We start from the raw sequence: 21,580 nt of genomic DNA, 5'->3' as shown, positions 1-21,580 counted from the left end.
GCCGCCGCTACTGCGTGTCTGGCTCCTCCTCTCCCCCCCCCCCCTCCCCCCCCCCCCCCCCCCCCCCCCCCCCCCCCCCCCCCCCCCCCCCCCCCACACCGTGCCCTGCCCACGGCGGTGGTTCGGTCCATGGCGCTCCCGGCGCATCACCGATGCCCACCGCCACGGCACCCACCGTGCCCTGCGACCGCCCGGCAAGGACAACCCGCCGAACCCGACCCCCCTCTTTGAGGCCCGTCGCCGGCCGCCGCCCCCGTGTCGCCCACACCGGTGATCATCACAGTGCTCATCGGCCGATGACAGGCACCCAGGCATCCACAGGTCAGCCCATCCGGGCCCGGGTTCCACATGCGCCGAAGCAGACGCCGCCCCGTCCAGCAGCGCCACTGTGGCGCCGGACGCCGCGTCACAGACCACCACTGGCCCTGTGCCCGGACTCGGCTGGATCCCGGCAAGTTGGAGGAATCGGCCTCCGCGCACCCGAGCGCACTGATCCCCAGGTTTCATGCACAGCCTGTGGACAGTCCCGTCTCCCGTCTACCCGGCCGCCGCGTCCCCTCGGCGAGAGCTTCCAGCGCCTGATACACGGACTCCGTGAACTCCCGATGGATCTCGCGTTCGCGCCGTCTGGAATCGCTGTCCAAGACGATCCACTTCGCCCGCCCGAGATCGTCCGGCCCGGCCCCGAGCAGTAGCCGGGTCAGCAAGATCGCGTCGATCGGCTCGAGACCCCGCGCGGCCAGAACGCGCTGCACCTCGTCCATCCCCGTCCCGGCGGCCATCGCCGCCCGACACTCGTCCAACAGTCTGGTCAAACGGGTGACCCGCTCCGGCTCGAAACCACTGGGAAACACTGCCGCCCCGCTCCGTCGTCTTCCGCCGAACCCGCCCGTGCGCCCGTCCGAGACCCACCGTAAAACCCGACCCCGATCACCCCGTCACACTTTCTCCACCCCCTCCGTCATGGAAGCAGGAGCCCATCGGGGCCCCACCCAGACCGGGAACCGAAGCCCGGTCCGCACAACGGGAGCTGTCATGACGAAGTCGATTCTGGTCACCGGTGGTACGGGCACGCTGGGCCGCCTGGTCGTCCCGCTGCTGCGGGACGCGGGCCACCGGATCCGGGTGCTCAGCCGCACCGGCGGTGGTCCGGCCGCGGAAGGCGTCGAGTACGTGACCGCCGACCTGCTCGAGAACAAGGGCGTCGAAGCGGCGGTGGCCGGCACGGACACCGTGTTGCACCTGGCCGGCGGCCCCAAGGGTGACGACGAGGCCACCCGCAATCTGGTCCGGGCCGCGAAGGACGCCGACGTACGGCACCTCGTCTACATCTCGGTGATCGGCGCCGACCGCGTCCCGCTCGGCTACTTCAAGGCCAAGCTCGGCGCCGAGCAGGCGGTGGCCGAGTCGGGTCTGCCGTGGACCACGCTGCGCGCCGCCCAGTTCCACGACCTGATGCTGACCGCCGTGGACAAGATGACCAAGCTGCCGGTGGTGCCGGTGCCGGGCGGGGTCCGGCTCCAGCCGGTCGACCCGCGCGACGTGGCCCAGCGGCTGGTCGAGTTGACGCTCGGCGAGCCGGCAGGTCTGGTGCGGGACCTGGCCGGCCCGAAGGTGTACGGGATGCGCGAGCTGAGCCGCAGCTACCTGCAGGCACGCGGCCGGCGTCGGCCGATGATGCCGGTGCGCTTCCCGGGAAAGGCCGGTCGGGCGTACCGCGCCGGCGAGAACCTGACCCTGGAAGGCGGCACGGTCGGCACCCGCACCTGGGAGGACTTCCTCACCGAGCGCGTGAGCGCGAACGCGAAGTAGTCCGTGGCCGGGCTCACGACCGGACCCGACGCCCAGCGGGGCCTTCCGCCGGAACGCGCGACCCGCGCAACCCGCGCGAGATGCGCAACACACGCGACCCGCGCCACACCCCCGGAAGGCCCCGCGACCACGCCCCGACTCAGTTCACCTGCCGCCCGCCCTCCCCCCAATACCGCGCCCGCAGCGTCTTCTTGTCCGGCTTGCCCAGCGGCGACAGCGGAATCGCATCGGTGAAGTCGATCGACTTGGGTGCCTGCACCGCGCCCTTGCGTTCCTTCACCAGCGCGATCAGCTCCGCCGGATCCACCTCCACGCCCGGCCGGAGCACCACGACCGCCTTGACCGCCTCGCCCCACTTGTCGTCCGGCACACCCACCACCGCGACCGCGGCCACCGCCGGATGCGCCGAGATCACGTCCTCGACCTCGCGCGGGAAGACGTTGAAGCCGCCGGTGATGATCATGTCCTTCTTGCGGTCCACGATGGTCAGGAAGCCGTCCGCGTCCGCCCGCGCGATGTCCCCGGTGTGCAACCAGCCGCCGCGCAGCGCCTCTTCGGTCTGCTCGGGCTTGTTCAGGTAGCCCGCCATCACCAGCGGCCCGCGGACGCAGATCTCGCCCGGCTCGCCCTGGGCCACCTCGTTCAGGTCGTCGTCGAGCAGCCGCACCGTCAGGTACGGGACCGGCCGACCGCACGAGGCGAGTCGCGCCGGGTCGTTCGGGTCGTGCTCGTCCCGGCGCAGCACGGTGATCGTCATCGGGCACTCGGCCTGACCGTAGTACTGGAAGAAGATCGGCCCCAGCCGTTCGATGCCCTCCTTGAGCCGCGCCGGCGACATCGCCGAGGCACCGTAGAACACCGTCTCCAGGCTGGACAGGTCGTGCTTGTCCAGGTCGGGGTGGTCCAGCAGCACATACAGCATGGTCGGCACCAGCATCGTCGCGGTGATCCGGTACTTCTCGATCGCCGCGAGCACCTGCTTGGGATCGAAGTGCGGCAACACCACGATCGAGCCGCCGCGCAACAGCGTCGGGATGAACGCCGACATGCCCGCGTGCGACAGCGGCGTCGCGACCAGGAAGCGCACCTCGTCCGGCCAGTCCCACTCGGCGAGTTGGATGGTCGGCAGGGTCACCCCGGAGCGGTACGTGGACATCACGCCCTTGGGCCGCCCCGTCGTGCCGCCGGTGTACGCGTAGCCCGAGACGTCCTCGGCGCTCACCTGCGGCGGCGTGATCGAACCCGGCTCGAACTTGGCGGCCAGCGCGAGCAGATCGACCCCGAGCCCGTCCGTGGCCGGCCCGAAGGCGAGCAGCTTCAGGTGCGGCAGCCGCTGCTTCAGCGCTGCGGCCCGCTCGCCGTACGGTCCCGGGTCGTAGATCAGCGCCTCGACACCGGCGTCGGCCAGCACGTACGCGTGGTCCTCCAGCGAACCCATCGGGTGCAGCGGCGTCGCGCGACAGCCGGTCAGCATGTTGCAGCCGGTCGCGAACAACACCTCGGGCCGGTTCGCGGACAGCACCGAGACCATGGTGCCCTTGACCACACCCTGCGACGCGTACGCCTGCTGGTAGCGGCTGATCTCGTCGCGGACCTGACGCGCCGTCAAGACATCCTCGCCCGCCGGTCGGTCGGTCAGGTAGACGGCCGGCTTGTCGGCATGCCTGGTCAGCGCGTGCAGGAGCAGATCGGGGACGAATACCGGGCGGTGCAGCGCGGCGGGCAGGTCGTACGACATCTGCGGCTTCCCCTCGGAGGCGATGGACGATGACGGATGGCGGCGGACCGTGGCGGAGGCCGAAGGCGTCGCCGTGCGAGAACATGTTTTCGCCATCCATTGACCTCGTCAAGGAACCTTACCTATCGTTCGGCCGGTGGCCGACCTCGTTCCCAGGCCGAGAGGATGACCGTGTCGACACAGACCGTCAGTACTATCCAGTTCCCTTACAAGCGCACACTCGGACCGGTCATGGGTCGCTTCTTCTCGGAGTTGACCGCCCGTCGCATCGTCGGGATCCGCTCCGGTGAGCGGGTGATCGTGCCGCCCATGGAGTACGACCCGGAGACCGGGAACGAACTCGCGCACGACTTCGTCGAGGTGGGTCCGATCGGCACCGTCCGGTCCTGGACCTGGGTCGCCGAACCGATCGAATCGCACCCGCTGGACCGGCCGTTCGCCTTCGTGCTGGTGCGGCTGGACGGCGCGGACACCGACCTGGTGCACGTGCTGGACGCCGGCAGCGAGGACGCGGTGAGCACCGGCATGCGGGTCGCGCCGCGCTGGCGCGACGAGCCCGTCGGCCGGATCGACGACATCGTCTGCTTCGTGCCGGGCGAGAATGCCCAGGCCCCGGCGGGTGAGCCCGGCGAGGCGCAGGAGGTGACCACGATGGAGTACTTCTCCAAGATCACCTACACCGACGTGCTCTCGCCCACCCTGGTCCGCTACGCGAACAACCTGCGGGCGGGTCGGCTCACCGGCCAGCGCTGCCCGCAGTGCAACCGCGTGTTCCTGGGCCGGGGTTACTGCTCCGTGGACGCCATCCTGCTCGGCCCCGAGTTGGACGAGGTGCTGCCGGACCGGGGCGTGGTGTCCAACTACACGATCATCACCCCCACGCCCTACCCCGGGCAGAAGGAGACCGAGCCGTTCGCGCGGGCCTCCGTCGTGCTCGAAGGCGACGAGATGGTGATCGCCCAGCAGCAGATCCTGGACATCCCGGTGTCCGAGATCCGGGTCGGCATGCGGGTCCAGGCCGAGTGGATGCCCGAAGCCGAGCGGGACGCGGCGGAGATCACCAGCAAGGGTTGGGGCACGGTCTCCGGCTTCATCAAGGGCTGGCGGCACACCGGCGAGCCGGACGAGCCCGCCGAGCAGTACATGAACCGGGTGTTCTGATGACGGCGCGTCACAACGCGGACGGCACCGGCCGGACCGGCCAAGAGGCGGGCGAGACAAGGGAGACGGCAGTGCGGCAGGACAGCGACATCGCGATCGTCGCGACCGCGCAGCTCCCGGCGGTGCGCCGGCAGGAGCTCACCGAGACCGAGATGCTGCTGATGGTCGTGGACGAGGCCCTGGGCAAGGTCGGCCTCGAGCGCTCCGACATCGGCTTCAGTTGCCAGGGCTCGTGCGACTACATCTCCGGCGGCACGTTCTCGTTCGTGCCCAACCTGGACGCGATGGGCGCGTGGCCGCCGATCCACGAGTCGCACGTGGAGATGGACGGCGCGTGGGCGATGTACGAAGCCTGGGTGCGGCTCAAGCACGGCGACATCGACATCGCGGTGGCGATGGGCTCGGGCAAGTCCTCCACCGGCGACCCGGCCGCGATCTACCCGCAGGAACTCGACCCGTACTACCTCGCGCCGCTCGGCCTGGACCCGGTCTCGCTGGCCGCGCTCCAGGCCCGGCAGTTGATCGAGTCGGGCAAGACCACCGAACGCGAACTCGCCGAGATCGCCGCACGCTCGCGGCGCGACGCGGCGGGCAATCCCAAGCAGCAGGTACGCAACGCCGAGCAGGACGTGGACAAGCTGCTCGCCGAGGCATACCTGCGCAACCCGCTGCGCAAGAGCGACCTGCCGCCGATCTCGGACGGCGCGTGCGCGGTGGTGCTCGTCCGCGGTCCGCGCGCGGCCGAACTGACCGAGCGCCCGGCCTGGATCACCGGCCTCGACCACCGCAGCGAGGTGCACAACCCGGCGCTGCGTGACCTGACCGACTCGCCCTCGACCCGGATCGCCGCCGAGCGCGCGGGCGGTGTGGCGGGTGTCGAGGTGGCCGAGCTGATGGCTCCGTTCACCGCGCAGGAGGTGATCCTGCGGCAGTCTCTGGGCCTGGCCGACGACGTGTTGATCAACCCGTCCGGCGGTGCGCTCACCGGCAACCCGCTGATGGCCACCGGCCTGGTCCGGATCGCCGCCGCCGCCGACCGGATCCTGGTCGACGGCCGCTCGCGCACGCTCGGGCACGCCACGTCCGGCCCGGCACTCCAGCAGAACCTCGTCTGTGTCCTGGAAGGTGACAACCGATGACCCATGAGCGCGTTGCCGTCGTCGGCATCGGCCAGACCAAGCACAAGAAGCGGCGGGACGACCTGTCCATCGCGGGCCTCGTCCGCGAGGCCGCCCAGCGCGCGCTCGACGACGCGCGGATGACCTGGAGCGACATCGACGCGGTGGTGATCGGGAAGGCCCCCGACATCTTCGAGGGTGTGATGAAGCCCGAGCTCTACCTCGCGGACGCGCTCGGCGGGGCCGGGAAGCCGGTGTTTCGGGTGCACACCGCGGGCAGTGTGGGCGGGTCGACCGCGATCGTCGCCTCACACCTGATCAGCAGTCGCGTGCACAAGCGGGTGTTGGCCGTCGCGTGGGAGAAGCAGTCCGAGGGCAACGCGCAATTCGGCCTGGGCGGCGGCAAGTCCGGGTCGATCGGCGCGGGCGGCGCGTTCGCGCCCTGGATTCGGGCCTACATCCAGAAGTCCGGGGCGCCCGAGCACATCGGCTGGCAGGTGGCGGTCAAGGACCGGCAGAACGCGCTGCGCAACCAGTACGCGCACCTGCAACTCAAGGACATCTCGATCGACAAGGTCCGCGAGTCGCCGATGATGTGGGACCCGCTGCACTTCCTGGAGTCGTGCCCGTCCTCGGACGGCGCCGGCGCGATCGTGCTGACCGACGAGGCGGGTGGCGACGCGGCGGCGGCCGACGGCCGGGCCCCGGCCTGGATCCTGGGCACCTCGATGCGTTCCGAGCCGTCCTCGTTCAACGGCCGCGACCCGATCCGCCCGCAGGCGGGCGTCGACTGCGCGTGGGACGTCTACCGCCAGGCCGGGATCACCGACCCGCGTCGCCAGATCGACGTGGCCGAGTTGTACGTGCCGTTCTCCTGGTACGAGCCGATGTGGCTGGAGGGCCACGACATCGCGCCCGTGGGGGAGGGCTGGAAGATGGTCGACCGCGGTGAGACCGCGTTCGACGGCGACTTCCCGGTGAACCCGTCGGGCGGCGTGCTCTCCTCCAACCCGATCGGCGCGTCCGGCATGCTGCGGTTCCTGGAGGCGGCCCTCCAGGTGCGGGGCGCGGCCGGAGAACACCAGGTGGACGGCGCGAAGGTCGCGCTGGCGCAGGCGTACGGCGCCGCGGCGCAGTACTTCGCGATGTGGGCGGTGGGTGCGGACAAGCCGTAGCGGCCCCGCGCCGCTCCCGTGACATCGCGCGGGAACGCGGCTCGGCGCGACGGCCGATGTGTCGACCGGCAAATGGTAAGGCTCCTTGACCTTGATTTGGTCAAGGAGCCTTCCTATTCTGGGGCCTTCACCCGGTGACCGGAGGTTCTGGCGATGAAGCCCCCCATCTGCGCGAGGCTCGGGATCGACTTCCCGATCTTCGCGTTCTCCCACTGCCGTGACGTGGTCGCGGCGGTCAGCCGAGCCGGCGGCTTCGGCGTCCTCGGCGCGCTCGCGTTCGATCCCGAGCAACTGGAGATCGAGCTGGCCTGGCTCGACGAACACACCGACGGCAAGCCGTACGGCGTCGACCTGGCGATCCCGATGGCGTACATCGGCAAGGGCGGCGGCGACGCCGCGCTGCCGAGCAATCTGGAGAAGCTGATCCCGGAGCAGCACTGGAAGTTCGTCGACGAACTGCTGGAGCGGCACGGGATCCCGGCGCTGCCCGCCGAGTTGACGGACAAGCCGGTCAAGGCCGCCGGGCTGAACGTGGACCTGGAGTCGCGCGCGCAGATCGAGGTGTCGCTCAAGCACCCGCTGGTCAAGATGTTCGTCAACGCGCTCGGCCCGCCGCCGGCCGACATCATCGACGCGTGCCACGCGGCGGGCGTTCTGGTCGGCGCGCTGTGCGGCAGCCCTCGGCATGCCCAAAAGCAGGTCGAGGCGGGTGTGGACGTGGTGGTCGCGCAGGGCACCGAGGCCGGTGGGCACTGTGGCGAGATCTCCACGATGGTGCTCATCCCGCAGGTAGTGGACACGGTCGGCCCGGACGTCCCGGTGCTCGCGGCCGGTGGCATCGGCGGTGGTCGGCAGATGGCCGCCGCCCTGGCGCTCGGCGCGCAGGGGGTATGGACGGGGAGTCTGTGGCTCACCGTCGCCGAGGCGGACACCCACGAGGTGGCCGTACAGAACCTGCTGGAGGCCAAGTCCACCGACACCGTGCGCTCGCGGGCGATGACCGGCAAGCCGGCCCGCCAACTCAAGAGCGCGTGGACCGAGGCGTGGGAGGACCCGGCGAATCCCGACCCGCTGCCGATGCCGCTCCAGGGCATCATCTTCAACGCGGCGTCCCGGCGCTTCACCCGGACCAAGAACAAGGAGCTCAACGGCTGGCCGGTGGGCCAGGTCGTGGGCATGCTCGACCGGGTGCGGCCGACGCAGGAGGTCGTGCTGTCCCTGGTCGAGGAGTGGATCGAGACGACCGAGCGGCTGACCGCGTTCCTCGCCGACGACTGAGCCCGCCGCGGCGACTCGGATCCGGCGGCGACTTCGATCCGGCCGAGACCTGCCGGGCCGGGCGCGCGGGAGGACTCGCGTGCACGGCCCGGCGGTCGGCGGGTCACGGGAGTGAGTGACACCGGTCCCGCGCCTATGGATATCGCGAACTGTCTCGGTATTTCCGCAACTTGAGTGTTTTGCGTGTGTCGGCGGCGAGATGTCGGTAAAATTTGCCGGCTCGCCGGCGTCGGGTCTCGACACGTGTGGAGGTGCCCGACGCCGGCGGTTCGCCTACGGGGCGACCGAGTCCCACCCGGTGAAGCCCGATGGGTCGTGCCGACCGAAGGTGCCGTGCTCGAAGATGCCCACACCCTCGGCGAGCAACGCCCCGTCGGGGCCGGTGAGTCGGGCGGAGGCGACGTGGTCGATCACGCTGAACGGGATGCGCTTGGCCACCTCGGGATCCTGCTGCTCGTACACCGCGCCGTCGAGGTAGTCCTCGCCCTTCCACTGGCCGTGGCCCCAGTCCGGGTCGCCGCCGTAGCCCGCGCCGACGTTGAGCGCGATGTACCCGTGGTTGTCCAGGTGCAGCGTGAGCGCGTTGCGCTTGCGGTCGGTCAGGTGGATCGCGGCACCCTCGGGTATCCGGGTGCCGGACGTGTAGCGCACGTCGAACTCGGGCCAGCCGAGTTGCTCGGGCGCCTTCCCGTCGGCGATCGGGAAGATCCGGATCGCCTCGGTCAGGAAGCGGTGCCCCTCGGCCGACTCCTGCGCGATGATCATCAGCGCCTGGTCGCCGAGGTGGATGGGGATCCAGTTCCACCAGAACCCGGCGGTCTGCGCGGGCCGCCCGGCCGGCGGCGCCTCGCCCGACGGGCGGATGCCCCACGAGCGGTCGCGCGAGCCGGACCAGGTCTGCGGGGTGACCGCGATCTCCTCGCCGTCCAGGGTCACCGTGCCGGTCCAGTCGCCGATCTGCACGAAGCGCGAGGCGTCCAGGAGTGGCTTGAAGTCGCTGCGCTGCACGTGTCGAGGTTCCGGCAGCGGCGCGAACGGTGAGGTGAAGGTGAGGTCGATCGAGATGCCCTGGTCCGGCGCGTCGCACACCACGCGCACGCTGGCCAGCGGCTCCAGGACCTCGATCCGGTACGGCCCGACCTCCTGCTCGAGCCGATCCGGGCCGAGCGCGCCGGACATCCGCACCGCGTGCTGGCGGCCGTTCTTGCGGATCACCACGTACGCGTCGATCACGCCCAGGTTCGGATAGACCCCCAGGCCGGTCGCGATCTGGACGCCGCCCGCGCGGTCGTAGGCGTGCATGATGCAGCGGTCGTAGAAGTTCCGGTCGGTCGAGCCGACCTCGCTGTGGAACAGCGGGACCTGGTGGACCGGATATTCGTCCAGGGGCACGGGGATCGGCATCGGATTCCTCCTGACCACGCGCCGACGTGCGCCGACGCGTTGGCGCTGGTTGAGACGTCGTGCGAGTCTGCGTCAAATCATTGACGCAATCAAGCGTCTCGCTCGCGCACGGCCGGGGTCATCGCTCCTCGAGTGCGGTCGCGAACCGGGCGGCTTCGGCGGGCGCGGCGTGGTGCGGCGTCGCACGACGCGACCTCGACGCGCTGCCGGTGCGGTGCCTCCACGGCAGTGCGTTGCCGATGCGATGCCGGTGTGACGTCCGGCGGCGGCCCGGTCGGGCATCGGAGGTATGTGGCGGGAAGAATCGGACATATCGGACATATCGGCCATGTAGTTGAATCCGCCACTCGGTTGGGCCTCCAGCCGTCGGTGCGGTTGCCACGCTCCGTGAGACACGTGTTACTGAAGGTGTCCATGTGTAGGGATACCGCCCGGACCACGCTGTCGCCCACCGTCGTGGGGAAGGGCGGTCGGGATGGAAGTCCGCGACGCGTCGGGAGAGATCATGAGTCACCAGCAAGACCTCGTCATCTGCCGCGAACTCGGCGACCGCAACGGCGAGGGGCGGACGTTGAACAACCTCGGCACCGCCCTCCAGCACGTGCGGCGGTTCGACGAGGCCATCGACGCCCACCAGGAAGACCTCGTCAACTGCCGTGAGCAAACCGACCACCACGGCGAAGCCCAGGCGCTGGGCAATCTGGGTACCGCTTTCCAACAGGTGGGGAAGTTCGACGAAGCCATCGACGCCCATCGACGGGCCGCGGCCCTGTTCGCCGATCTCGACGACCGGCACCGCGAGGCCCAGGTCCTCAACAACCTCGGCACCGCTCTCCAGGAGGTGCGGCGGTTCGACGAGGCCATCGAGGCGCATCGGCAGGCCGCGGCCCTGTTCACCGAACTCGACGACCACCACCGCGAGGCCCAGGCCCTGAACAACCTGGGCATCGCCCTTCAGGAGGTGCGGCGGTTCGACGAGGCCATCGAGGCGCATCGGCAGGCCGCGGCCCTGTTCACCGAACTCGACGACCACCACCGTGAGGGCCAGGCCCTGAACAACTTCGGGTTTGCCCTTCAGGAGGTGCGGCGGTTCGAGGACGCCATCGAGGCGCATCGGCAGGCCGCCACCCTGTTCACCGAACTCGACGACCTGCACCGACAAGGCCAGGCACTGGACTGCCTCGGAGGCGCGTTGCACCAGGTGCGGCGGTTCGACGAGGCGGCCGACGCGCACGAGCGGGCCGCGACCCTGTTCGAGAAGCTCGGCGACCGGCACCGCGAGGGCCAGGCGCTGAACAGCTTCGGGGCCGCGCTCCAGCAGTTGCGGCGGTTCGACGAGGCGGTCGGCGCGCACGAGCAGGCCGCGACCCTGTTCGGGCAGGTCGGCGACCGCCTCGGCGAGGGCCGGGCGCTGAGCGAGATGGGTACGGCCCGCAAGCGGGCGCGCGGGGACGACGAGGACCGCGGACCCGGGTTGTGGGGCAGATTCGCGGCGCGGCGTCGGGAGCGACAGGAACGACCGTTCGACGCGATCGCCGCACTCGGCCCGGTCCTCGAACCGACGCAATAGCGCACGGATCCCCCGGCGCATGCTCTGGGGCAAGGACGGCTTCCCGCCGAGTCACGGGCACTCGTCCCCGCGTGGTCGTCGAGCCGGTGCCCGGGCGGAGGCAAAGACGCGGACGGCACCGAACGAGGAAACCGGAATTCCATATTCCGGCTTCCTCGTTCGGCTTTCCCGGTTCGGGTTCGACTTCCCCGTTCCGGAATTCCGGCTTCCGGATTCCCGTCCCCGGTTTCCTCGTGCCGACGGGCCGCTCCGGATCGGCGTCCGAGGATCGCGTCCGAAGATCAGCGTCCGGAGTGGAAGTAGTCCCGCGGATCCCTTTCCGCCCCGTGCCGGCGCGACGCCCGTCGGCCGACCCGACTCGCGGCCGATGTCGCACCGATCCGGTTGTCCTCCAGGCGGGCCAATCGGGCGTCGAGTTCCGCCTCTTCCTTGATCTCGTCGGCGGACGGCGACAGCGCGACGACGAACAACGTGATCACCGTGAAAAGGCTGATTCCGGTGATCAACGGCGCGAGGAATTGGGAGGCTTCCACGCCGTGTGCCATGCCGTGCCTGCCCTCGGTGCGCACACTCATCGCGGACATGCCCGTGTAATGCATTCCGCTGACCGCCAGGCCCATGATCAACGCGGCGCCCCCGGTCGCCGCGAATCCGCTCACGTTCAACGCGGCCCACAGCGCGGCGGTGGCCGCGACCACCGCGATCACGATCGACAGGCCGACCCGGAACGAGTCGTATTCGACCGAACCGTCCAGGCTCATCGCGGCCATGCCCATGTAGTGCATGCTCGCCACGCCGCCACCGGTGATCACCCCGCCGAGGACCAGTCCCCCCGCGCCCGCGTCGCGCCGACCGGCGACCGCCATGCCGATGCCGACCACCACCACCGCGAGCACGAGCGATGTCATCGTCTTGGTCACGTCGTATCGAATCGGTGTCTCGCGCACGGAGAATCCGAGCATGCCGATGAAATGCATGACCCAGATTCCGGTGCCGCCGATCGACACCGCGCCCAGTACCAACCAACGTGCCCGAACCCAACCGCGCACCGCGCGCGCCCGTGTCGTACAGAGCAGCCCCAGAGCCGATCCGACACACGACATGAGATAGGCGATGCCCGGGGTCACAGCTCCGTACGCGAAATGATCTACGTGTCCCATGCCGGCAAACCGCTCCGTTAGTCCAGGCCCCTTCGGAAGCGGGGAATGTCATCGTCGAATCGCCGATGATAGGGCAGCCGGGCCGGCGGTTCTCAGGCGGGTTTGCGACATTCCGAAACGAAGATCGAGAACGTCACCGCCCGTACGCGGAGCTGGAATTCGGATAAAGATCCCGGTAAGCCGGGATCTCGCCGCCGCGTTTCGCGGCCAGTACGCCGTGCAGCACGGCCCGGGCGAATACGTCCGCCGCCGCCGCGTGGATCACGGTCAGCGCGGCGGCCTCCGCGTTCACCCCGTACGGCGTGGTCGGATCGGGCGTGGGCAGCGGCACCAGGGCCGTGGACACCGCGAAGACGGTGTCGCCGTCGTAGAGCGTGTGCACCGGTCGGATCGCCCGGGCCAGCCCGTCGTGCGCGACGCCCGCGACCTTGTGCGCCTGCGACCTGGTCAGCACCGCGTCGGTGGCCACGATCCCGATCGTGGTGTTGAGCGAGGGCGGCAACTTGGCCGACGCCGCAGCGCGGTCCAACGCGGCGGCGTGTTCGGCGTGTTCGGGCGGGACGAGCGGAAACTCGCCGGGCAGGCCGAGGCCGACCGCGTACGGCAGCCCGCCGGTCGGGTCCACCGCCGAGCCCGCCGCGTTGACCACCGCGAGCGCGGCGACGGTGACCCCGCCGGGCAGCACCACGCTTGCGGTGCCGACCCCGCCGCGCAGTCCGCCGACCATCGCGCCGGTGCCCGCGCCCACACTGCCCATCGGCACCGGCGCGTGCTCCGGCTCGGCGTCGGCCGCCGCGATCGCCGCCCGGCCCAGCGCCGCGTCCGGCCGCCGGGCCCAGTCGCCACCGCGTCCGAGGTCGAACAACGACGCGGCCGGCACCACCGGCACCACCTGATGCGGCTCCGTGCCGACCGGGAACCCGCGACCGCGCTCGGCCAGCCAGGCCACCACGCCGCCCGCCGCGTCCAGGCCGAACGCGCTGCCGCCGCTGAGCACGATCGCCTCGATCCGGGGCACCAGGTTGCGCGGGTCGAGCGCGTCCAACTCGCGGGTGCCCGGCGCGCCGCCGCGGACGTCCACCCCGGCCACGAACCCGCCGACCGGGCCGAGCAGGACGGTGGTGCCGGTCATCGCGCCGGCATCGGTGTAGGCGGCGTGTCCGACCCGCAGTCCGGCCACGTCGGTGATCGCGTTGCGCGGTCCGACCTTGTATTCCTCGACGTCGAACATGCGGCCTCCCGAGAGCGATGAACCGTGCTGAGGTCCCTGTTCCCATGCTGCTCCATCCAGCATGTCTCAGAGTTCAAGATTCTCGTCTCAAGCTCTGAGAAAGCTTGTATGGTGCACTGATATCGACGTGGAGGTGGCGCGATGGGGGAGAGCCGGCGCTGGCTGATGCTGGCCATCGGAATGTGCGCACAACTGGCGAGTTGCGTGTTCCTGTACGGCCTCGCCTACCTCGTCCCGGTGCTCCGCGAGGACGAGGGCATGTCGCTCGCGCAGGCCGGCACGGTCGTGGCGTGCCCGACCTTCGGCCTGTTGCTGACCCTGGTGTTGTGGGGCGCCGCGGCCGATCGCTGGGGCGAGCGCCGGGTGATGGCGGTGGGTCTGGCGCTGGCCGGAGTCGCGATCGTGGTGGCCCTGGCCGGCGACGGCGCGGTGTGGTTGGCCGGCTGGCTCGCGGTCGCCGGCGCGTGCTCGGCGGCGGTCAACGCGGCCAGCGGGCGAGTCGTGCTGGGCTGGTTCGCTCCCGAGCAGCGCGGACTGGCGATGGGCATGCGGCAGATGGCGCAACCACTGGGCATGGTGGCCGGCGCCCTGGTGCTGCCGCCGATCGGTACCCACGCGGGTTTTCGGGCCGCCCTGGTCTTCCCGGCCGTGTTGTGTGTGCTGGGTGCGGCGCTGGTCGCGGTAATCGTGCGCGACCCGGCCCGACCCGAGACGCCGGCCGGTGCGAGCAGGCCCGCCTCCCCGTACGACTCGCCGATCCTGTACCGGATACACGCGGCGAGCGCGCTGCTGGTGGTGCCCCAGTTCGTGGTGGTGTCCTTCGCGTCGGACTACCTGGTCTCCGAGCACGGCTGGACCGCGACCACCGCCGGCCGCCTGCTCGCGGCCGTGCAACTGGTCGCCGCGGGCACCCGGATCGCGGTCGGCCGCTGGTCGGACCTGGTCGGCTCCCGGCTGCGGCCGATGCGGACGTTGTGCGCGGTCAACGCCGTGGTGGTGGGCGCGCTCGCGCTGACCTCGGTGATCGGCGGACCGGTCGCGATCGGCTTCCTACTGCTCGCCTCGGTGGCCACGGTGAGCTGGAACGGGCTGGCGTTCACGGCGGTCGCCGAGATCGCGGGCGGCGCGTGGGCGGGTCGGGTGATGGGCATCCAGAACACCGGCCAGAACCTGACCGCCGCCGCCGGACCACCGCTGTTCGGGATGATCATCGGCGGCCCGGGCGGCTATGCCGGCGCGTACACGATCTGCGCGCTGCTCCCGGTCCTGGCCGGGCTGTTGACGCCGGGTCAGGACTCCCGTTCGGAGTACGCGACCATGCCGAGCAGCAACACGTCGATGCCGAACGCGAAGCGCTCGTCGCCGTCGCCGGAGGTCAACGCGTCGGACATCGACATCAGCGTGGGGAAGCGCGAGGCCGGGAGCGACGTGAAGTAGTCGTGGATCCGCCGGTAGTAGGCGTCGCGCTCGGCGTCGGTCGACCCGTGCATGGTGCCCTGGCCGCCCATCTCCAGGCCGGACATCACGGTGTACATCGACAGCAGGTCGGCCGCGAACGCGCTGACCTTCTTGGACAGTCCGCCCGCGCGCAGGATGGCCAGCAGGCGCTCGGAGGAGTCGAGCGAGTTGGGTCCCATCGGCACCGCGCCGATCAGGGCGCGGCCGAGATCTCGGTGTGAGGCGTACACGTCGCGGATCGCGAACATCGCCTCGCGCAGTTGCTCGCGCCAGCGCTCGGGATCCGCGACCGGGATCCGGACCTCCCCGTTGACCCGGTCCACCACGAGCTCGACGAGCTCGTCCTTGTTGGCCACATAGGCGTACAGCGACGCCGCGCCGGTGTCGAAGCGTTGGGCGATCCGGCGCATGCTCAACGCGTCCATGCCCTCCGCGTCGATGATCTCCAGGGCGGCGGTGACGATCGCCTCCTGGCTCAGGGTCGGCTTGCGCGCCGCCCGACTCCTGGGCGACGTGCGCCAGGGCGGCATGGGTACTTCGGGAACCTCGGACACGGCGCCACCTCCTCGATCAACCCCACACCGATCGCTCAGCTTTACGAACACTGTACTTGACGCGAACGCTGTTCGTGACTAAAACAGTGTTCGAAGAGATAACGGCGTTCGAAGCACGAACGGCGTTCGCATTTAGAGGGGGAGACGATGGAAACCGACATCACCAGGGCGGCGCCGGTCGCGGCCGAGCCGGCGGAGCGGCCGTCCTACCCGCTCCGGTGGATCGGCCTCGCGGTGGTCATGGGCGCCGACATCATGGACCTGCTGGACGCCACCATCGTCCAGGTGGCGGGGCCCGGCATCCGGGAATCCCTCGGCGGCACCTCGACCCACCTCCAGTGGTTCTCGGCCGCGTACACGCTGGCGTTCGCGATGTTCCTGATCACCGGCGCCCGACTCGGCGACATCCTCGGCCGGCGCCGGATGTTCCTCGGCGGGGTGCTCGCCTTCACCGTCACCTCGGCGCTGTGCGGCCTGGCTCAATCACCGGAGATGCTGATCGTCGCGCGCGGCTTGCAGGGTCTGGCCGCCGCGATGATGGTGCCGCAGGCGATCGGACTGATCCGGGAGATGTTCGATGAGCGCGAGATCGGCGCGGCGTTCGCGGTGTTCGGCCCGGCGATGGGCCTGGCCGCGGTGCTCGGCCCGATCCTGGGCGGCGTGGTGATGGACGCCGACCTGTTCGGCCTGGGCTGGCGCGCGGTCTTCCTGTTGAACGTGCCGCTGGGTCTGTTCGCCTTCTTCGCCGGCTCCACCGTGGTGCCCCGACCCACCACCCCGGCGGCCGGCACGCGCCGGCCCGGCCTGGACGTGGTCGGCATGGTCCTGGTCACCACCGCACTGGTGCTGCTCGTCTACCCGCTGGTCCAGGGCCGCGAACAGGGCTGGCCCGGCTGGACGTTCGTGTGCATGGCCGGCTCACTGCCGGTGCTGGCGCTGTTCGCCTGGTACGAGGTGCGGACCGGTCGTGCGGGCCGCGACGCGCTCGTGGAGATCAGCCTGTTCCGCAACCGCGCGTTCACCGGCGCCCTCGCGGTCGGCCTGATGATGTTCGGCTCGATGATCGGCCTGATGCTCCTGCTCGGCGTCTACCTCCAGGTCGGCCTGGGCTGGAGCGCGACGCACGCGGCGCTCGCGCTGATCCCGTGGTCGCTGGGCTCGACCGTCGGCGCAGGTCTGGCCGGCGCGGTGCTCGCCGCCAAGTACGGCCGCCGGGTCCTGCACGCCGGCCTGCTGGTCGGCCTGGTCGGGGTGATCGGCATCGGTGCCACCCTCGCGCTGCACGACGGGCCGGTGGACGCCTGGGTCCTGCTGCCGGCGACCACGGTCACGGGCTTCGGCTTCGGTCTGCTGATGGCGCCCTTCTTCGGGATCGCGCTCGCCGGGGTCGGCGACCACGAGATCGGCTCGGCGTCGGGAGTGCTCAACGCGGTCCAGCAACTCGCGGGCGCGCTGGGGGTGGCGCTGTTCGGCACGCTGTTCTTCGGCCACGTGGAGGACAACGTGGCTGCCGCGCACGGAGCGGACGCGGTGCGCGCGGTGTTCGACGACGCGTTCACGATCGGCCTCGTGGGCAGCGCGCTCGCGCTGGCCGCGGGGTGGGGGCTCGCGTTCCTGATGCCGCGGTGGGAACGGCCGCCGGGCGCGGAGGGCGGCGCGGGGCACTGAGTCCCGGGCGACGCACGGCGCGCATCGGCGCCGGACCGGCTTCTGCGCCGGTCCGGCGCCGATGCGTTCGCGGTGTCAGTGGCTGCCGGCGATGCCGTGTCGGGACGGGTCGCCGCCGAGCGAGGATGCCCCGTCGCGGGAGAGCACCGAGGCCCGGCTGCGGAAGGCGTCCTCACGGGCCGCTTCCTGCGGGTGCCGCGAGCGCCAGTACGGGTTGTCGTGGGGCAGATGGCCGCTGACCCGCCCGTACAGGCCGAATGTCATCACCAGCAGACCGACCACGAAGCTGAAGATCACGTTCGGCATCTTGAAGGACAGGTAGTTGATGTCCGGAGTGCCCATCAGGCCCAGATTGACGAACCCGCTGATCACGAACAGCGCGCCCACCACGATGTTCACGGTCGAGGCGGTGTTGCCGCCGATGATCGCGCCGACGATCAGGATCGCGCCGACCACGACCGAGATCAGGCTCAGCGCACCGTTGGTCGACATGCCGGCGACCTCGCGCCCGGTGGTGGAGAAGAAACCGACGTTGTTGGTGAACCCCAGGACACCGAACGTGATCAGCACGATTCCCATGAACCCGCCGCCGTAGCGGTAGACCTGCCCGAGCCGATGATCGACCGGCAATCCCTCGTCCAAGCCTGGCATGGCCGCCTCCCGGTATCCGTTTTGTGGAATAACTCCTCTTTATCCCTCTTCCCGGAAATACCGGATCGACGCGGCCGAAGATCAGCCGGACAGGCGCCGGTCGCCGCCGGCGGGAAGCCCCGGACGGGAGCCGCCCGCCGGTCCGGCTCAGCCGATCAGCTCCACATGTGCCTCGCGGATCCCGTACACGAACGCGTTCGGCATCTGGACCACCGCGCTGCCGGGCACCGGGCGCAGCTCGCGGACCCGGGCGAGCAGTTCCTCGAAGAAGACCCGGATCTCCAACCGGGCCAACGGCGCGCCCAGGCAGAAGTGGGTGCCGAAGCCGAAGGTGATGTGGTCGTTGGGCGTGCGCGTCACGTCGAACCGCTCGGGTTCGGCGAACACCGCCGGGTCGCGATTGGCCGAGCCGTACATGAGCACCACCTGGTGTCCGTCCGGGATCACCGTGTCACCGATGCGCTGGTCCCCGACGGCGACCCGGCACATGTTGTGGATCGGAGTGGTGTACCGGATGAACTCCTCCGTGGCCACCGCGAGGTCCGCGCCCGCGCGCAGCAGGTCCCACTGCTCCGGGTGCTCGATCAGGTACAGGAAGGTACGGGCGATCACCGTGCGGGTGGTCTCCGCGCCGCCGTCCAGCAGCAGCAGGCAGTCGCTCGCCACATCGCCCGGGCCCACCGGCTCGCCGTCGATCCGCGCCGTGGTCCACACCGACATCACGTCGTCCGCCGGGCAGGTCTTCTTCGTCTCGTACAGTCCCAGCGCCGACCGGATGAACTCGCCCGCCGCGGCCCGGCCGTCCTCGGTCAGGTAGCGCGGTCCGCCGCCGAGCGCGATGGTGCGCTCGGACCAGTCCCGCAACAGCGGCCAGTCCCGGTCGGGAAACCCGAGCAGCCGCCCGATCATCTTCGCGGGCAGTACGGACGCCAGGTCGCCGACCACCTCGACGGTGCCCTTGGCCACGGCGGCGTCCAGCAGCTCCACGCACGTCTCGCGCACGTGCGCCTCCCACTCGCGCACGCCACGCGGGGTGAACCACTTGCTCACCAGCTTGCGCCGTTTGTTGTGCAGCGGGTTGTCCAGGCCGATGATCGCCGGGTCGGCGGGCAGGTTCGGGCGGTAACCCCCCTTGTTCCGGTCGGAGTTGACGAAGTGCTCGCTGCGCGCCTCGACATCCTTGAGATCCGCGTGCCGGAAGACGCCCCACAATTCGTTGCCCGCGTCCCACGCGACGGGTTCGTGCTCGCGGAACCACGCGTAGTCCGCGTAGGGGCCGTTCGCGTACCAGTCGCCGTCGAGCAGGTCGAGCCTCGGTCGCGGGGTCGGCGTCGTCGTCATGGGCAGATCCTCCGGATCGCGTCCTGGGCCGGGGCGGGCTCGGGTACGCAATCACGAAGCGGGAGCGGAAACCATAGCCGCGCGGGCGACCGGGCCGGGGCCGGGCCGGGCTGTTGCGCGGGTGGTGGGTCGTTACGCCGGCTTCAGCACGATCTGGCCGTTGTTCACCGCGATCGGCTTCGCGGCGAGCGGGCGAGGGGCCGGGCCGCCGAGGACCGCGCCCGTGGAGGCGTCGAAACTGCTGCCGTGGCACGTGCAGTTGATCTTGCCGGCCGCGACGTTGGCGACCAGGCACTGCTGGTGCGTACACACCGCGGTGAACGCCTTGAAGTCGCCGGCGGTGGGCTGGGTGACCACGACCTTGGCGTCGTCGTAGATCTTGCCGCCGCCGACCGGCACGTCGGCGGCCGCACCGAGCGTCTTGTCGCCGGCGGGGGCGGTGTTCTTCGTGTCGTCATCACCACCGTCGTCGTCGCCACCGCAGGCCACCAGGGTCGCTCCGGCGGCGGCGACGAGGGCGCCGCAGACCAGGATCCGGCGGGTGGGCTCGGCCCTACTCGTCGGCTCGATGCCCGTCGGCTCGACGCTTGCCGGCTCGGTGCTCGGGTCGCTCGTTCGCATGGGGTGCCTCCGTCGTCGGTCCCGGCGCCGGCCGATCGTGCGGCGCCGATGCAACGGAAACGTACGCGAGCGGCTCGTGGTTCGACGGATCGCTGAAGCGAACGGGTGTAACCGGTTCGAGGTCCTCCGGGAGGTCCGGTGGGAGGTCCTGCCGGAGGTCCCGCGGGAGGTTCCGGGAGAGGTCCGCCGAGGGGTCCTCGGCGGCCGGGTCGGCGGGGCCGGCCGGGTCCACCGGCTTTTCGGCGTCGGCGAGTTCGGTGTCCGCTGCCGCTTTCGGCTCGTCCGGTTCGGCGGCGCGGTCCGGCAGGGTGAACTCGATCCGGGTCCCGTCGGTGTACCCGGTGTCCACGGCGATCCGGCCGCCGTGTTGTTCGACGATTCGCTTGGCCATCGCGAGTCCGATGCCGCTGCCGGTGTACGTCTCGCGCGGGTGCAGCCGCTGAAAGGCCGCGAACACCCGTTCCGCCGCCTCGGTGGGGATGCCGATCCCGTTGTCGGTCACGGTGATCCGCCATCCGTCGGACACCGGCTCGGCGGCGATCCGCACCCGTGGCGGCTCGTAGGGGCGCTGGAACTTCACCGCGTTGCCCAGCAGATGCTGGACCAGCGTGGCCAACAGCGCGGGATCCGCGTCCACCACCGGCAGTTCGTCGTACGCCAACTCGGCGCCGGTGTCCTCCACCCGGTCCGCCATGTCCAGCCAGGTCTGCCGGACCAGGTCGCCCAGGTCGACCCGGGCACTTTCCGCGCGCGAGCGGCCCACTTCGGTGAGGGTGACCATCTCGTCGATGAGCACCTGGAGTCGGCGGGCGTTGTCGATGGTGAAGTCGATGTATTGCCGGCCGCGCCGATCGAGCACGTCCTGATAGCGCTCCTGGAGCATCCGGCCGAACGAGACGATCCGGCGCAGCGGATCCTGCATGTCGTGCGTCGCGGCGTGCGCGAACCGATCCAGGTCCGCCCGGGCGAGCCGGGCCCGCCGGGCGTGCTCCTCGACCAGGGCCCGCAGTTCCTCCCCGGCGTGGACCAGATCCCGGGTCTGCTCGCGCTCGGTCTCCAGCGCCCGGTCCCGTTCCGCGACCGACTCGGTCAGCCGGGCGATCTCGGCCTGCGTGCGGCGGGCCTCCTGCTCCGCTGTGCGGGCCCGCGCGTGCAGCTCCGCCATGGTGGCGGCGATCAGATCGAACTCGCGGCTGTCGTAGCGCGCGGCGCGCGCCGGCTGCGCGTTCGGATCGGCCAGCCGGGTGAGCGGCCGCTCGACGGTGCGCCGCAGCGCGGCCTCGATCAGCACGGTCAGCCCGACCACGAGCAGCAGATCACCGCCGAGCACCAGGAGCAGCCCGCGCGAGCGCGCGTCCCCGTCCAGCGTCAGACCCACCACGAGCGCCGCGACGGTGGCGAGCATCACTGCCGCGCACGGCACCCAGATCAGCCGCAACCGGGCGCGCACCGTCCACCACGAGTCCTCGGAACCCGCCATCGGTACCCCGCCCTCTCCGGCCCGCCGTCGCCCGCGCGAAACCCCCGCGCGGGTCCCCCTCGTGGAACCCTTCGTGGAACCTTTCGTGGAACAAGGAAATTGTGGCAGTGCCGGGCGCGGCGCACGAGGGCATGATCGGGCCGCCCGCGTCCGAGTGCTC

17 protein-coding genes and 1 pseudogene are annotated in these 21,580 nt (G+C 70.7%); 8 read left to right on the top strand and 10 right to left on the bottom strand.

Annotated elements, in window-relative coordinates; genetic code table 11:
- Positions 1–503 precede the first annotated feature (503 nt).
- Complete coding sequence (locus ACZ4FV_RS40870) at positions 504–764, bottom strand: hypothetical protein (protein WP_395864245.1); 261 nt, start codon at positions 762–764, stop codon at positions 504–506.
- A 271-nt stretch (positions 765–1,035) separates the two neighbouring features.
- On the opposite strand from ACZ4FV_RS40870, the gene ACZ4FV_RS40865 reads away from it, so the two are divergent.
- A complete protein-coding gene (locus ACZ4FV_RS40865; RefSeq protein WP_395864243.1) occupies positions 1,036–1,812 on the top strand; it encodes an SDR family oxidoreductase in 777 nt (258 codons plus the stop codon).
- Positions 1,813–1,951: 139 nt separating this feature from the next.
- Here the strand turns inward: ACZ4FV_RS40865 and ACZ4FV_RS40860 are convergent, their stop codons facing one another.
- The gene (locus tag ACZ4FV_RS40860) at positions 1,952–3,550 is read right to left on the bottom strand and encodes an AMP-binding protein (protein ID WP_395864242.1); all 1,599 of its coding nucleotides are present in this window, start codon (positions 3,548–3,550) and stop codon (positions 1,952–1,954) included.
- Positions 3,551–3,715: 165 nt separating this feature from the next.
- On the opposite strand from ACZ4FV_RS40860, the gene ACZ4FV_RS40855 reads away from it, so the two are divergent.
- From ACZ4FV_RS40855 to ACZ4FV_RS40840, 4 genes are all read left to right on the top strand, one after another.
- Positions 3,716–4,711 carry a Zn-ribbon domain-containing OB-fold protein gene (locus ACZ4FV_RS40855; RefSeq protein ID WP_395864241.1) on the top strand — a complete coding sequence of 332 codons (996 nt, stop codon included), beginning with the start codon at positions 3,716–3,718 and terminating at the stop codon, positions 4,709–4,711.
- Positions 4,711–5,850: a lipid-transfer protein gene (locus tag ACZ4FV_RS40850; RefSeq protein WP_395864240.1), complete on the top strand. Its 1,140-nt coding sequence runs from the start codon at positions 4,711–4,713 to the stop codon at positions 5,848–5,850. Before ACZ4FV_RS40855 ends, ACZ4FV_RS40850 begins: the two co-directional genes overlap by 1 nt.
- Positions 5,847–7,004, top strand: coding sequence for a thiolase domain-containing protein (locus ACZ4FV_RS40845; protein WP_395864239.1), 1,158 nt, complete (start codon positions 5,847–5,849; stop codon positions 7,002–7,004). The genes ACZ4FV_RS40850 and ACZ4FV_RS40845 overlap by 4 nt, the downstream gene beginning before the upstream one ends.
- 153 nt (positions 7,005–7,157) lie before the next feature.
- The gene (locus tag ACZ4FV_RS40840; protein ID WP_395864238.1) at positions 7,158–8,282 is read left to right on the top strand and encodes an NAD(P)H-dependent flavin oxidoreductase; all 1,125 of its coding nucleotides are present in this window, start codon (positions 7,158–7,160) and stop codon (positions 8,280–8,282) included.
- Between the two features lie 273 nt (positions 8,283–8,555).
- On the opposite strand, the gene ACZ4FV_RS40835 is transcribed toward ACZ4FV_RS40840, so the two are convergent.
- Positions 8,556–9,686, bottom strand: coding sequence for an Rv3169 family protein (locus ACZ4FV_RS40835; RefSeq protein ID WP_465325763.1), 1,131 nt, complete (start codon positions 9,684–9,686; stop codon positions 8,556–8,558).
- Positions 9,687–10,191: 505 nt separating this feature from the next.
- Between ACZ4FV_RS40835 and ACZ4FV_RS40830 the strand changes: the two genes are divergently transcribed.
- Complete coding sequence (locus tag ACZ4FV_RS40830) at positions 10,192–11,256, top strand: tetratricopeptide repeat protein (RefSeq protein WP_402239253.1); 1,065 nt, start codon at positions 10,192–10,194, stop codon at positions 11,254–11,256.
- Positions 11,257–11,537: 281 nt separating this feature from the next.
- On the opposite strand, the gene ACZ4FV_RS40825 is transcribed toward ACZ4FV_RS40830, so the two are convergent.
- Positions 11,538–12,416 carry an MHYT domain-containing protein gene (locus tag ACZ4FV_RS40825; RefSeq protein ID WP_465325761.1) on the bottom strand — a complete coding sequence of 293 codons (879 nt, stop codon included), beginning with the start codon at positions 12,414–12,416 and terminating at the stop codon, positions 11,538–11,540.
- A 133-nt stretch (positions 12,417–12,549) separates the two neighbouring features.
- Positions 12,550–13,647 carry a P1 family peptidase gene (locus ACZ4FV_RS40820; RefSeq protein ID WP_465325759.1) on the bottom strand — a complete coding sequence of 366 codons (1,098 nt, stop codon included), beginning with the start codon at positions 13,645–13,647 and terminating at the stop codon, positions 12,550–12,552.
- A 141-nt stretch (positions 13,648–13,788) separates the two neighbouring features.
- Between ACZ4FV_RS40820 and ACZ4FV_RS40815 the strand changes: the two genes are divergently transcribed.
- Positions 13,789–15,084, top strand: coding sequence for an MFS transporter (locus ACZ4FV_RS40815; RefSeq protein WP_395864230.1), 1,296 nt, complete (start codon positions 13,789–13,791; stop codon positions 15,082–15,084).
- Here the strand turns inward: ACZ4FV_RS40815 and ACZ4FV_RS40810 are convergent.
- A pseudogene (locus ACZ4FV_RS40810) lies at positions 15,021–15,635 on the bottom strand (TetR/AcrR family transcriptional regulator); the annotation flags it as partial. The gene ACZ4FV_RS40815 and the pseudogene ACZ4FV_RS40810 sit on opposite strands and share 64 nt — an antisense overlap.
- Before the next feature lie 171 nt (positions 15,636–15,806).
- Here ACZ4FV_RS40810 and ACZ4FV_RS40805 point away from each other — a divergent pair.
- On the top strand, positions 15,807–17,327 hold the full coding sequence (locus ACZ4FV_RS40805) for an MFS transporter (protein WP_402239250.1): 1,521 nt from the start codon (positions 15,807–15,809) through the stop codon (positions 17,325–17,327).
- Positions 17,328–17,402: 75 nt separating this feature from the next.
- On the opposite strand, the gene ACZ4FV_RS40800 is transcribed toward ACZ4FV_RS40805, so the two are convergent.
- From ACZ4FV_RS40800 to ACZ4FV_RS40785, 4 genes are all read right to left on the bottom strand, one after another.
- Complete coding sequence (locus ACZ4FV_RS40800; protein WP_395864226.1) at positions 17,403–17,978, bottom strand: DUF4383 domain-containing protein; 576 nt, start codon at positions 17,976–17,978, stop codon at positions 17,403–17,405.
- A 147-nt stretch (positions 17,979–18,125) separates the two neighbouring features.
- Positions 18,126–19,319 carry a cytochrome P450 gene (locus ACZ4FV_RS40795; RefSeq protein WP_395864224.1) on the bottom strand — a complete coding sequence of 398 codons (1,194 nt, stop codon included), beginning with the start codon at positions 19,317–19,319 and terminating at the stop codon, positions 18,126–18,128.
- Positions 19,320–19,451: 132 nt separating this feature from the next.
- Positions 19,452–19,940: a Rieske (2Fe-2S) protein gene (locus ACZ4FV_RS40790; protein ID WP_402239247.1), complete on the bottom strand. Its 489-nt coding sequence runs from the start codon at positions 19,938–19,940 to the stop codon at positions 19,452–19,454.
- Positions 19,873–21,420, bottom strand: coding sequence for a sensor histidine kinase (locus ACZ4FV_RS40785; RefSeq protein WP_402239246.1), 1,548 nt, complete (start codon positions 21,418–21,420; stop codon positions 19,873–19,875). Before ACZ4FV_RS40785 ends, ACZ4FV_RS40790 begins: the two co-directional genes overlap by 68 nt.
- Between the last annotated feature and the right edge of the window lie 160 nt (positions 21,421–21,580).

It is taken from the genome of Embleya sp. NPDC025285 (assembly GCF_055558835.1).
The sequence above is the reverse complement of the archived record's forward strand: the minus strand, read 5'-3'. Positions and strand labels throughout refer to the sequence as shown.

Excerpts from the sequence above, each read along its gene's own strand:
- ACZ4FV_RS40795 (WP_395864224.1), bottom strand. The coding sequence starts at position 19,319 with ATGACGACGACGCCGACCCCGCGACCGAGGCTCGACCTGCTCGACGGC.
- ACZ4FV_RS40840 (WP_395864238.1), top strand. The coding sequence starts at position 7,158 with ATGAAGCCCCCCATCTGCGCGAGGCTCGGGATCGACTTCCCGATCTTC.
- ACZ4FV_RS40815 (WP_395864230.1), top strand. The coding sequence starts at position 13,789 with ATGGGGGAGAGCCGGCGCTGGCTGATGCTGGCCATCGGAATGTGCGCA.
- ACZ4FV_RS40790 (WP_402239247.1), bottom strand. The coding sequence starts at position 19,940 with ATGCGAACGAGCGACCCGAGCACCGAGCCGGCAAGCGTCGAGCCGACG.
- ACZ4FV_RS40805 (WP_402239250.1), top strand. The coding sequence starts at position 15,807 with ATGGAAACCGACATCACCAGGGCGGCGCCGGTCGCGGCCGAGCCGGCG.
- ACZ4FV_RS40855 (WP_395864241.1), top strand. The coding sequence starts at position 3,716 with ATGACCGTGTCGACACAGACCGTCAGTACTATCCAGTTCCCTTACAAG.
- ACZ4FV_RS40820 (WP_465325759.1), bottom strand. The coding sequence starts at position 13,647 with ATGTTCGACGTCGAGGAATACAAGGTCGGACCGCGCAACGCGATCACC.
- ACZ4FV_RS40845 (WP_395864239.1), top strand. The coding sequence starts at position 5,847 with ATGACCCATGAGCGCGTTGCCGTCGTCGGCATCGGCCAGACCAAGCAC.
- ACZ4FV_RS40800 (WP_395864226.1), bottom strand. The coding sequence starts at position 17,978 with ATGCCAGGCTTGGACGAGGGATTGCCGGTCGATCATCGGCTCGGGCAG.
- ACZ4FV_RS40825 (WP_465325761.1), bottom strand. The coding sequence starts at position 12,416 with ATGGGACACGTAGATCATTTCGCGTACGGAGCTGTGACCCCGGGCATC.
- ACZ4FV_RS40870 (WP_395864245.1), bottom strand. The coding sequence starts at position 764 with ATGGACGAGGTGCAGCGCGTTCTGGCCGCGCGGGGTCTCGAGCCGATC.
- ACZ4FV_RS40785 (WP_402239246.1), bottom strand. The coding sequence starts at position 21,420 with ATGGCGGGTTCCGAGGACTCGTGGTGGACGGTGCGCGCCCGGTTGCGG.
- ACZ4FV_RS40860 (WP_395864242.1), bottom strand. The coding sequence starts at position 3,550 with ATGTCGTACGACCTGCCCGCCGCGCTGCACCGCCCGGTATTCGTCCCC.
- ACZ4FV_RS40835 (WP_465325763.1), bottom strand. The coding sequence starts at position 9,686 with ATGCCGATCCCCGTGCCCCTGGACGAATATCCGGTCCACCAGGTCCCG.
- ACZ4FV_RS40850 (WP_395864240.1), top strand. The coding sequence starts at position 4,711 with ATGACGGCGCGTCACAACGCGGACGGCACCGGCCGGACCGGCCAAGAG.
- ACZ4FV_RS40830 (WP_402239253.1), top strand. The coding sequence starts at position 10,192 with ATGAGTCACCAGCAAGACCTCGTCATCTGCCGCGAACTCGGCGACCGC.
- ACZ4FV_RS40865 (WP_395864243.1), top strand. The coding sequence starts at position 1,036 with ATGACGAAGTCGATTCTGGTCACCGGTGGTACGGGCACGCTGGGCCGC.